The sequence below is a fragment of the Streptomyces laculatispora genome, assembly GCF_017353455.1.
GTDB lineage: Bacteria > Actinomycetota > Actinomycetes > Streptomycetales > Streptomycetaceae > Streptomyces > Streptomyces laculatispora.
In genome coordinates this window covers 1-11,359 of the sequence record NZ_JAFMPZ010000660.1, presented here as the reverse complement: position 1 = coordinate 11,359, position 11,359 = coordinate 1, and the positions used below count along the sequence as shown (strand labels likewise).

Here is an 11,359-nt window from a genome sequence, read left to right as displayed (position 1 = left end):
GGGCTGCTGGGCCTGCGGATAGCCGTAGCCAGGCTGCGGGGGCTGCTGCTGCGGCGGGACGCCCTGGGGGGCCTGCTGCGGGTACCCGTAACCGGGCTGCCCCTGCGGCTGGCCCTGCGGCGGCGGGCCGCCGTAGGGGCCCGGCTGCTGGCCGTACGGTCCGGGCTGGCCCTGGGGCGGCTGTCCGTCGTACGGGCCCGGCTGGTTGAAGCTCATCTGCGGTTTCCCCTGTTCGTGATGCTCATAATTCTTATGCGTTCCGAACATCCTGACGGAAGGTCCGCGGGGGTGGGGTACCGGGAGGCACACCGTTACTCAACAAACCGGTTTCAGCGCACGACTGTGACGGCCCTAAACTGTGTCGCGTGACCGAGAACGCAGCGCAGCAGCCAGCCAGTAACCCCGAACTGCCGACCCAGTACACGCCGGCCGAGGTAGAGGGGAAGCTGTACGAGCGCTGGGTGGAGCGCGGCTACTTCGAGGCCGACGAGCACAGCGAGAAGCCGCCGTACTCCATCGTCATCCCGCCGCCCAACGTCACCGGCTCCCTGCACCTGGGGCACGCCTTCGAGCACACGCTGATCGACGCGCTGGTCCGCCGCAAGCGGATGCAGGGGTTCGAGGCGCTGTACCAGCCCGGCATGGACCACGCCGGCATCGCCACCCAGAACGTCGTCGAGCGCGAGCTCGGCAAGGAGGGCAAGTCCCGCCACGACCTGGGCCGCGAGGCCTTCGTCGAGCGCGTCTGGAAGTGGAAGAACGAGTCCGGTGGCCAGATCTCCGGCCAGATGCGCCGCCTCGGTGAGGGCGTCGCCTGGTCCCGTGAGCGGTTCACCATGGACGAGGGCTTGTCCGAGGCCGTCCAGACCGTCTTCAAGCGGATGTACGACGACGGGCTGATCTACCGCGCCGAGCGCATCATCAACTGGTGCCCGCGCTGCCTCACCGCGATCTCGGACATCGAGGTCGAGTACCAGGAGGACGACGGCGAGCTCGTCTCCATGAAGTACGGCGAGGGCGACGAGACCATCGTCGTCGCCACCACCCGCGCCGAGACGATGCTCGGTGACACCGCCGTCGCCGTCCACCCCGACGACGAGCGCTACAAGCACCTGGTCGGCCGGCACATCAAGCTGCCGCTGACCGACCGCACGATCCCGGTCGTCGCCGACCACCACGTCGACCCCGGGTTCGGCACCGGCGCCGTCAAGGTGACCCCGGCGCACGACCCGAACGACTTCGAGATCGGCAAGCGCCACGACCTGCCGTTCCTCACGGTCCTGGACGAGCGCGCCGTCATCACCGTCCCCGGCCCCTTCCAGGGTCTGGACCGGCTGGAGGCCCGCTCCGCCATCGTCGCCGCCCTGCGCGCCGAGGGCCGGATCGTCGCCGAGAAGCGGCCGTACGTCCACTCCGTCGGGCACTGCTCGCGCTGCAAGACCACCATCGAGCCGCGCCTCTCCCTCCAGTGGTGGGTCAAGGTCGAGCCGCTCGCCAAGGCGGCCGGTGACGCCGTGCGCGACGGCAAGGTCAAGATCCATCCGCAGGAGATGGAGAAGCGTTACTTCGACTGGGTCGACAACCTCCACGACTGGACGATCTCGCGCCAGCTCTGGTGGGGCCACCGCATCCCCGTCTGGTACGGCCCGAACGGCGAGGTCGTCTGCGTCGGACCGGACGACGAGGCGCCCACCGGCGAGGGCTGGACGCAGGACAGCGATGTCCTGGACACCTGGTTCTCCTCCGGCCTGTGGCCCTTCTCCACGCTCGGCTGGCCCGAGCAGACCGACAGCCTCGCGAAGTTCTACCCGAACTCCGTCCTGGTCACCGGCTACGACATCCTGTTCTTCTGGGTCGCCCGGATGATGATGTTCGGCCTGTACGTCAACGACGGCGTCCCGCCGTTCGGCACGATCGTCCTGCACGGAATGGTCCGCGACGAGCACGGCAAGAAGATGTCGAAGTCCTTCGGCAACGTGGTCAACCCGCTGGACTGGATGGACAAGTACGGCTCCGACGCGCTCCGTTTCACCCTCGCGCGCGGTGCCAACCCCGGTACCGACGTCCCGATCGGTGAGGAGTGGGTCCAGGGTTCCGCCAAGTTCTCCAACAAGATCTGGAACGCCACCCGCTTCGCCCTGATGAACGGCGCGACGATCGAGGGCGAGCTGCCGTCCGCCGACGAGATGTCGGTGACCGACCGATGGATCCTGTCCCGCCTCAACAAGACGGTCGCCGAAGTCGACGCGTACTACGACGACTTCCAGTTCTCCAAGCTCAGCGAGGCGCTCCGGCACTTCGCCTGGGACGAGGTCTTCGACTGGTACGTCGAGCTGTCCAAGACCACGTTCTTCGGGGGCGGCAGGCCGGCCGAGGTCTCGGGCCGGGTCCTGGGCGAGGTCCTCGACGTGATGCTGCGCCTCCTGCACCCGGTCGTCCCGTTCGTCACGGAGACGCTGTGGACCGCGCTCACCGGCCGTGAGTCCGTCGTCATCGCGGACTGGCCGCAGGACAGCGGCTTCCGGGACGACGCGGCCGAGAAGGAGATCGAGCTCGTCCAGCAGGTCGTCACCGAGGTCCGCCGGTTCCGCTCCGACCAGGGCCTCCAGCCCGGCCAGAAGGTCCCGGCCGAGCTGGACCTGACCGGTACGCCGCTCGCCGCGCACGAGGCGGCCATCCGCCAGCTGCTGCGCCTGCAGCCCGCCGGGGACGGCTTCCACGCCACCGCGTCGCTGCCGGTCGCGGGCGCCACGGTCGCGCTCGACCTGTCCGGCACCATCGACGTCGAGGCCGAGCGCAAGCGCCTGACGAAGGACCTGGGCGCCGCCGAGAAGGAGAAGGCGCAGGCCAACGGCAAGCTGACCAACGAGGCCTTCCTCGGCAAGGCCCCGGACAACGTGGTCGACAAGATCCGCGGCCGGCTCGCCAAGGCCGAGAGCGACATCGAGCGGATCACCAGCCAGCTGGCGGCCCTGCCCACGAGCTGATGGCCTGAGTACGGAGCCCCCGCGAACCCGGCCGACCGGGAGCGCGGGGGCTTCGTCGTACGCCCGCCGCCGGGTGCTGCGCGCGATGTCGGTGCTCATCCGTAGACTGGCCCTGTGAGTGAGCCCCGCCCTTCCGACCGGCACGACGCGTCCGACTCCGACGAGACCTTCGCGGAGATCGTCGACGAAGCGACCCAGCGCGACCCCGACCTGGCGGTGATCGAGGCCGGGAGCCGGACGCTGCGCGCCGCCTCCGGGCCGCCCCAGGCGGACGAGATCCCCGCCCGCCCCACCGATCCGGAGGTGGACAGGGCGCTGCGCGCGGTGGAGCAGGAGCTCGCCGGGCGCTGGGGAGAGACCAAGCTGGAGCCGTCCGTGGCGCGCATCGCCGCGCTGATGGACGTGCTCGGTGACCCGCAGCGCGCGTACCCCTCCATCCACATCACCGGTACCAACGGCAAGACGAGCACCGCCCGCATGATCGAGGGCCTGCTCGGCGCCTTCGACCTGCGCACCGGCCGCTACACCTCGCCGCACGTCCAGTCGATCACCGAGCGGATCAGCCTGGACGGCGCCCCGATGGACGCCGAGCGGTTCGTCGAGACCTATGAGGACATCAAGCCGTACGTCGAGATGGTCGACGCGCAGCAGCCCTACCGGCTCTCCTTCTTCGAGGTGCTCACCGGCATGGCGTACGCGGCGTTCGCCGACGCGCCGGTCGATGTCGCCGTCGTCGAGGTGGGCATGGGCGGCAGCTGGGACGCGACCAACGTCATCGACGCCACGGTCGCGGTCGTCACCCCGATCTCCCTGGACCACACCGACCGGCTGGGCTCCACGCCCGGCGAGATCGCGGTGGAGAAGGCCGGGATCATCAAGCAGGGTGCGACGGTCATCCTGGCCCAGCAGCCGGTCGACGCCGCTCAGGTGATGCTGAAGAAGGCCGTCGCGGCCGACGCCACGGTGGCCCGCGAGGGCATGGAGTTCGGTGTCGTCTCCCGGGAGGTCGCGGTCGGCGGTCAGCTGCTGACGCTGCGCGGTCTCGGCGGTGAGTACGACAACATCTTCCTTCCGCTGTACGGCGCCCACCAGGCGCACAACGCCGTGGTGGCGCTCTGCGCCGTCGAGGCGTTCTTCGGGATCGGCGCCGAGCAGTCCGGATCGCTCGACGCCGACATCATCCGCAAGGCCTTCGCCGCGGTGCTCTCGCCCGGCCGCCTCGAGGTCGTCCGCTCCAGTCCGACCGTCGTCCTGGACGCCGCCCACAACCCGGCCGGCGCCCGCGCCGCCGCCGAGGGGCTCTCCGAGGCGTTCGGCTTCTCCCGGCTGATCGGTGTGGTCGGTGCCAGTGGCGACAAGGACGTCCGGGGGCTCCTGGAGGCCTTCGAGCCGATCTTCGCCGAGGTCGTCATCACCCAGAACTCCAGCGGCCGCGCGATGGACGCGGACGCCCTGGCCACCGTCGCCGTCGAGGTCTTCGGCAACGAGCGGGTCCAGGTCGAACCCCGTCTCGACGACGCGCTGGAGGCGGCGATCACCCTCGCCGAGGAAGAGGACGAGTACGCGGGCGCCGGGGTGCTGGTGACCGGATCCGTGATCACGGTCGGCGAGGCCCGGCTGCTTCTGGGAAGGCGCTGACCCACGTGCGTACGCTCTGTGCATCGACACTGATCGGCGAGTTCTTCGTGATCGGCTTCGCCGGACTCGTCGCGATGAAGTCCGACGACCTGTCGTCCGCGACGGTGTGGACGGTCTGCGGTATCGGCATGCTGCTCTCCGTGCTGCTCTGCGGGGTGCTCACCCGCCCCGGCGGCGTGCAGCTCGGCTGGGCGCTCCAGATCGCACTGGTCGCCAGCGGCTTCGTGGTGCCGATGATGTTCGTCCTCGGACTGGTCTTCGGCGGCCTGTGGTGGGCCTCGGTGCACTACGGCCGCAAGATCGACGAGGTGAAGGCCCGCTGGGCCGCGCAGGAGGCGGCGCAGGCCCCCGCCGCCGGCTGACCCGGCGCGCGGTCGGAGCACGGCCCTTGCCCGGCGGTCAAACCCGGCCGCCGGGCCGTCACCGCGCCCCTGTAATCTCGCTTCACCGCACCCGTATGCCTGCAAGGAGCCGCACATGACCCAGCGCACCCTCGTTCTTCTCAAGCCCGACGCCGTCCGTCGCGGTCTGGTCGGCGAGATCGTCGGCCGCATCGAGCGCAAGGCCGGCTGGAAGATCACCGCGCTGGAGCTGCGTACCCTCGACCGGGCCACGCTGGAGCAGCACTATGCCGAGCACGTCGGCCGCCCGTTCTACGAGCCGCTCGTCGAGTTCATGCAGTCCGGCCCGATCGTCGCCCTGGTGGCCGAGGGCGAGCGGGTGATCGAGGGCGTCCGCACCCTGACCGGTCCCACCGACCCGATCGCCGCCGCGCCCGGATCGATCCGTGGTGACTTCGGCACGATCACCCGGGAGAACCTCATCCACGCCTCGGACTCCGAGGAGTCCGCAGAGCGAGAACTGAAGCTGTTCTTTCCGGGACTTTCCTGACCTCGGCTCCGCCAAACAGCGCTCATGACCTGGGGCGACCGAAGTAATTCGGTCGCCCTTCGGCATAGGGTGACCGATCGCGGGAACGCATCCCTCCGACGTAACGTCACCATGAGTGGGACGGCCACCCGTTCTGCTCAGCAAGGCGAAGGACCCTCGCGCTGTGTCGGTGTATCCGGCACTACGATGGAAGCTTCCACGCCCGCAGCGCTCATCTCGCCTACCAAAACAAGCCATCAAACGCTTTCGCTTGGGAAGGCCCGACGCATCCTCATGGGGAACAAGGGGAACTCAATGTCGTTCATCGGCCGTGACATGGCTATCGACCTCGGGACTGCCAACACGCTGGTGTACGTCAGGGGGCGCGGCATCGTTCTGAACGAGCCGTCCGTCGTGGCCATCAACACCAACACCGGCGGCATCCTGGCGGTCGGCGCCGAGGCCAAGAAGATGATCGGCCGTACACCGGGCAACATCGTTGCCGTACGGCCCCTGAAGGACGGCGTGATCGCCGACTTCGAGATCACGGAGCGGATGCTCCGCTACTTCATCCTGAAGATCCACAAGCGCCGCTACCTGGCCCGCCCGCGAGTCGTCGTCTGTGTGCCCTCCGGCATCACAGGGGTCGAGCGACGCGCCGTCATCGAGGCATCGACGCAGGCCGGCGCGCGCCAGGTGCACATCATCGAGGAGCCCATGGCGGCGGCCATCGGCTCCGGTCTGCCGGTCCACGAGGCCACCGGCAACATGGTCGTCGACATCGGTGGCGGCACCACCGAGGTCGCGGTCATCTCGCTCGGCGGAATCGTCACCGCCCAGTCGATCCGGGTCGCCGGTGACGAGCTGGACAACGCGATCATCCAGCACATCAAGAAGGAGTACTCGCTCCTCCTCGGTGAGCGCACCGCCGAACAGATCAAGATCACCATCGGCTCGGCGTTCGAGCTGGAGAAGGACGAGCACACCGAGATCCGCGGCCGCGACCTCGTCTCGGGTCTGCCCAAGACCGTGGTCATCTCCGCGACCGAGGTCCGCAAGGCGATCGAGGAGCCGGTCAACGCGATCGTCGACGCGGTCAAGACGACGCTCGACAAGTGCCCGCCGGAGCTCTCCGGCGATGTCATGGACCGGGGCATCGTCCTCACCGGCGGCGGCGCGCTGCTGCGCGGACTGGACGAGCGGCTCCGTCACGAGACGGGCATGCCGATCCACATCGCCGAGGACCCGCTGGACTCCGTCGCGCTCGGATCCGGCAAGTGCGTCGAGGAGTTCGAGGCGCTCCAGCAGGTGCTGGACGCCCAGCCCCGACGGTAGGAACTCCACGGCCCTCCGCGCGGACGCTGCCGCTCCGCGCGGAGGATCGTTGATATACAGGCACGAACATTCCTACGAGGAAGGCACGGCCGCCGCACGTGAGGGACACACGAGAGAGCCGGCTGCTCCTGGTGCTGCTGATCGCCATCGCATTCGCACTGATCACGGTGGACATCCGCGGTGGTGAGGCGTCGCCGGTGGACGGCGCCCGGCAGGCCGCCTCCACGGTCTTCGGACCAGTTGAGAACGGTGTCGCGGCAGCCGTCGACCCGGTGGGCAACGCCATAGGGGCGGTACGCGCCTCCGGCGACCGGCACGACAAGATCGCCGCACTGGAGCAGCAGAACGCCGCGCTGAAGGCCAAGCTCGGCAGCGACGACCAGAACCGCAACCGGGTCCGCGAGCTCGACAAGATGCTGAAGAAGTCGGACGCCGGGCAGTACGGCATCAAGGCCGCCGAGGTCATCGCCATAGGAGCGGCCCAGGGCTTCTCCTGGACGGTCACCATCGACGCGGGCTCCAGGGACGGCCTCAAGCGCGACATGACCGTCCTCAACGGGGACGGACTCGTCGGCCGGGTCACCACCGTCGGCCCGGACACCGCGACGGTGCTCCTCGCCAACGATCCCGACTTCACCGTCGGCACCCGGATGGAGTCCACCGACGAACTCGGCTTCGCCACCGGCCAGGGCTCACGCCCGCTGGCCGTCCAGTTCCTGAACGGCAAGGCCAAGGTCAAGAAGGGCGACCGGCTCGTCACGTTCGGGTCCAGCAAGGACAAGCCGTTCGTGCCCGGCGTCCCGGTCGGCGAGGTCGTCCGCGTCGACCCGTCCGGCGGCGACCTGACCCGTACGGTCTACGTCCGTCCGTACGTCGGCTTCACCAAGCTCGACATCGTCGGCATCGTCGTCCAGGCCCCGCGCGAGGACCCCCGCGACACGGTCCTGCCGAAGAAGCAGGCCAAGCCCGCCAAGCCGAAGCCCACGCCGACCGTCACCGTCACCATCTCGCCCAACGGCGACATCGTGGACACCGGAGGGAACGTCGTCGGGAACATCCACCAGAGCGCGAACCCCAGCGGCGGCCCGAGCCCGGACCCCAGCGGGAACGCCACGCCGAACGCCGACAACGCGGTAAACGAACAGAGGTAGAGCTGATCCCCATGCACGTCAACCGGACTCTGCTCTCCATCGTCCTGGTCGTGATCGCCCTCGTCGTCCAGGTCTCCGTGCTCGCCCGGCTCCAGCTGCCCGGCGCGGTGCCCGATCTGCTCCTCATGGTCGTCGTCGGACTGGCCTTCGTCTACGGACACGTCAGCGGCGCCCTCATCGGCTTCGGCGCCGGGCTGCTCGCCGACCTGGCACCGCCGGCGGACCACGCGGCCGGACGGTACGCCCTCGTCCTCTGCGTCATCGGTTACCTCGCCGGACTGGCCAAGCCGGAGAACGGCCAGCTCAAGTCGGCCTTCCTGCCGATGGCCGTGGTCGTCGCGGCGGCGATCGGATCGACCCTGCTGTACGCGGGGGTCGGCGCGCTCGTCGGCGACACGGCCGCCCGTCATGTGGGTCTGGGCAGCCTGCTGTTCACCGCGGCCGTCTACGACCTGCTCCTCGCACCGTTCACCGTGCCGCTGATCATGGCGATGGCCAGGCGCACGGTGAACGACCCGCTCACCGAGTCCTCCTCCGGCGGCAAGGACGCCACGGCGGGCTGGCTCGCGGCGGGCACCGGCCTGCGGATCGGCGGCCAGCGCGGCGGACTGCGCGTCAAGGCCGCCCGCAACCGGGCAGCACGCGCCGGACGGATCAAGGGAGTCAAGCGACTGTGAGGCTGCATTTCCCCGGGGCCGCCCACCAGGTCCCCTGCCCGACCACCACCGGGGGCGCCCCGTGACCAACATCCCCGAGACGGGCCGGACCCAGCGGGTCCAGATCCGCCTCGTCGTCATCCAGGTCCTCGTCTTCTCCCTGCTGCTCACCCTCGGCGGCCGCCTCTGGTACCTCCAGATCCGCAACGGCCAGGAGTACTCCGACGAGGCGAAGAACAACCACGTCCAGCAGGTCGTCCAGCCCGCCGCCCGCGGCGCCATCCTCGACGCGCGCGGCGTGCCCCTCGCCGACAACGAGACCCGGCTCGTCGTCTCCGCCAGCCGCACCGAGCTGCTGAAGATGGACGACGACGGCAAGAGCGTGCTGACCCGGCTCGCCGACGTGCTCGGCATGAAGCCCAAGGACGTCATCGACAAGGTCCGGCTCTGCGACGCGAAGACCCCGCAGCCCTGCTGGAACGGTTCGCCCTACCAGCCGATCCCGGTCACCGACGAGGCCACCACCCAGCAGGCCCTCCAGATCCGCGAACGCGCCGAGGACTTCCCCGGCATCACCGCCGAACCCACCGCCGTGCGCCGCTACGCCGCGCCCGGCAAGGCCAACAGCGCCCAGGTCCTCGGCTACCTCTCGCCCGTCACCGACAACGAGATCACCAAGGCCCAGGACAGCGACTCGCCGTACCTGCGCTCCGACCAGGTCGGCCGCTCCGGCCTGGAGCGCACGTACGACAAGGAACTGCGCGGCAAGGCGGGCGTCACCCGCTACGAGGTCGACAACCTCGGCCGGGTCATCGGCGAGGCGAAGAACGACAAGGCGGAGCCCGGCTCCAGCGTCGTCACCTCCATCGACGCCCGGGTCCAGGCCGTCGCCGAGTACGAGCTCAACCAGGCCATGAAGACGGCCCGCACCGAGTTCGACAAGAACACCGGCGAGAACTACAAGGCCGACTCCGGCGCCGTCGTCGTCATGGAGGCCAAGACCGGCCGGGTCGTCTCGATGGCCTCGCTGCCCAACTACGACCCCAACGCCTGGGTCGGCGGCATCTCCGGCAAGGACTACGCCAAGCTGACCGGCAAGAACTCCAACTTCCCGCTGCTGAACCGGGCCATCCAGGGCCAGGCCGCCCCCGGCTCCATCTTCAAGGTCATCTCCTCGACCGCCGCGGTCAACGCCGGATACCCCTTCAACGGCAACTACCCCTGCCCCAGCTCGTACTCCATCGGCGGCCAGACCTTCAAGAACTACGAGTCCCAGGGCTACGGCGACATCACCATCGGCCGCGCCCTCGAAGTCTCCTGCGACACCGTGTACTACGGCATCGCGCACAAGGAGTGGCAGAAGGACGGCGGCAACAACCCCAAGAAGAAGCCCAACGACTGGTTCTACAAGACCGCCCACCAGTTCGGCCTCGGCAAGGAGACCGGCATCGACCTCCCCAACGAGGTCAGCGGCCGCGTCCCCGACCGCGAGTGGAAGAAGAACTTCGCCAAGGCCAACCACGACGCCTGGTGCAAGCAGGGCAAGAAGGGCGGCACGTACGTCGAGAAGATCGCCTACGAGAACTGCCTCGAAGGCGACAAGATGCGCGCCGGTGACTCCGTCAACTACTCGATCGGCCAGGGCGACACCCTCGTCACCCCGATCCAGATGGCGACCATCTACGCGGCCATCTCCAACGGCGGCACGCTCTACGACCCCACCGTCGGCAAGGCGATCGTCAGCGGCGACGGCAGGACCGTCGAGCAGATCAAGCCCAAGTCGCACGGCAAGCTGCCCTTCACCGCCAAGACCCGCAACGAAATAGACCAAGCCCTCGCGGGTGTCGCGACCCGCGGCTCCGCCGCCTGGCGATTCGGCGGCTGGCCGCAGGACAAGATCCCGATGCACGCCAAGACGGGTACGGCCGAGGTCTACGGCAAGCAGACGACCTCGTGGTTCGCCACGTACACCAAGGACTACTCGATCGTCATGACGATCTCCCAGGGCGGTACGGGCTCCGGCGCGTCCGGGCCCGCGGTGCGCAACATCTACAACGCGCTCTACGGTCTCGACGCCGCCGGCAAGCAGGACCTCAAGAAGGCCCTGCTGCCGACGCCGCAGAAGTCCCTGCCGAAGATCCAGCAGGACGGCTCCATCGAGAACCCGAAGATCAAGCCGTACGACCCGAACTCGCAGAAGCCGCCGGCCGAGCAGACGCTCGCCGCGATCCTGGGGAGGCGCGACTGATGGCCGGTTTCTCCGTCCAGCGGTACGCTCCCGAGCGCTCGGCCTGGGGCCGGTTCACCGCCCGGGACTCCGTGGTCCGCCGGCTCGACTGGCCGCTGCTCGGCTCGGCGATCGCGCTCTCCCTCATCGGCTCGATACTGGTCTACTCGGCGACCCGGGGACGGGACTCGCTCACCCACGGCGACCCGTACTACTTCCTCTTCCGGCACGCCCTCAACACCGGCATCGGCTTCGCCCTGATGGTCGGCACGATCTGGCTCGGCCACCGCACCCTGCGCGGCGCGGTGCCGATCCTGTACGGCCTGTCCGTACTCCTCGTCCTGGCGGTCCTCACCCCGCTCGGCGCCACCGTCAACGGTGCCCACGCCTGGATCATCATCGGCGGCGGCTTCTCCCTCCAGCCCTCCGAGTTCACCAAGATCACGATCATCCTCGGTATGGCGATGCTGCTCGCCGCCCGCGTCGACGCGGGCG

At 69.1% G+C, this 11,359-nt stretch carries 10 protein-coding genes; 9 read left to right on the top strand and 1 reads right to left on the bottom strand.

Annotated elements, in window-relative coordinates:
* Positions 1–216 (bottom strand): hypothetical protein (locus J1C73_RS34175; protein WP_207319752.1); only part of this gene is annotated, 216 nt, incomplete at its 3' end.
* 149 nt (positions 217–365) lie between these two features.
* On the opposite strand from J1C73_RS34175, the gene J1C73_RS34170 reads away from it, so the two are divergent.
* From J1C73_RS34170 to J1C73_RS34130, 9 genes are all read left to right on the top strand, one after another.
* On the top strand, positions 366–2,987 hold the full coding sequence (locus J1C73_RS34170; protein WP_207319751.1) for a valine--tRNA ligase: 2,622 nt from the start codon (positions 366–368) through the stop codon (positions 2,985–2,987).
* 114 nt (positions 2,988–3,101) lie between these two features.
* Positions 3,102–4,625: a bifunctional tetrahydrofolate synthase/dihydrofolate synthase gene (gene folC, locus J1C73_RS34165; RefSeq protein ID WP_207319750.1), complete on the top strand. Its 1,524-nt coding sequence runs from the start codon at positions 3,102–3,104 to the stop codon at positions 4,623–4,625.
* Positions 4,626–4,630: 5 nt separating this feature from the next.
* Positions 4,631–4,987 (top strand): DUF4233 domain-containing protein, encoded by a 357-nt coding sequence (locus tag J1C73_RS34160; protein ID WP_207319749.1) that lies wholly within the window; start codon positions 4,631–4,633, stop codon positions 4,985–4,987.
* 115 nt (positions 4,988–5,102) lie between these two features.
* The gene (ndk, locus tag J1C73_RS34155) at positions 5,103–5,516 is read left to right on the top strand and encodes a nucleoside-diphosphate kinase (RefSeq protein ID WP_207319748.1); all 414 of its coding nucleotides are present in this window, start codon (positions 5,103–5,105) and stop codon (positions 5,514–5,516) included.
* A 294-nt stretch (positions 5,517–5,810) separates the two neighbouring features.
* Positions 5,811–6,830: a rod shape-determining protein gene (locus tag J1C73_RS34150; protein WP_024492993.1), complete on the top strand. Its 1,020-nt coding sequence runs from the start codon at positions 5,811–5,813 to the stop codon at positions 6,828–6,830.
* A 98-nt stretch (positions 6,831–6,928) separates the two neighbouring features.
* Complete coding sequence (gene mreC / locus J1C73_RS34145; protein ID WP_207319747.1) at positions 6,929–7,981, top strand: rod shape-determining protein MreC; 1,053 nt, start codon at positions 6,929–6,931, stop codon at positions 7,979–7,981.
* Positions 7,982–7,992: 11 nt separating this feature from the next.
* Positions 7,993–8,658: a rod shape-determining protein MreD gene (gene mreD, locus J1C73_RS34140; RefSeq protein WP_123470998.1), complete on the top strand. Its 666-nt coding sequence runs from the start codon at positions 7,993–7,995 to the stop codon at positions 8,656–8,658.
* A gap of 61 nt (positions 8,659–8,719) precedes the next feature.
* Positions 8,720–10,885 (top strand): penicillin-binding protein 2, encoded by a 2,166-nt coding sequence (gene mrdA / locus J1C73_RS34135; RefSeq protein WP_207319746.1) that lies wholly within the window; start codon positions 8,720–8,722, stop codon positions 10,883–10,885.
* The coding region (locus tag J1C73_RS34130) for an FtsW/RodA/SpoVE family cell cycle protein (RefSeq protein ID WP_207319745.1) at positions 10,885–11,359 on the top strand (475 nt) is incomplete at its 3' end. The genes mrdA and J1C73_RS34130, both read left to right, overlap by 1 nt.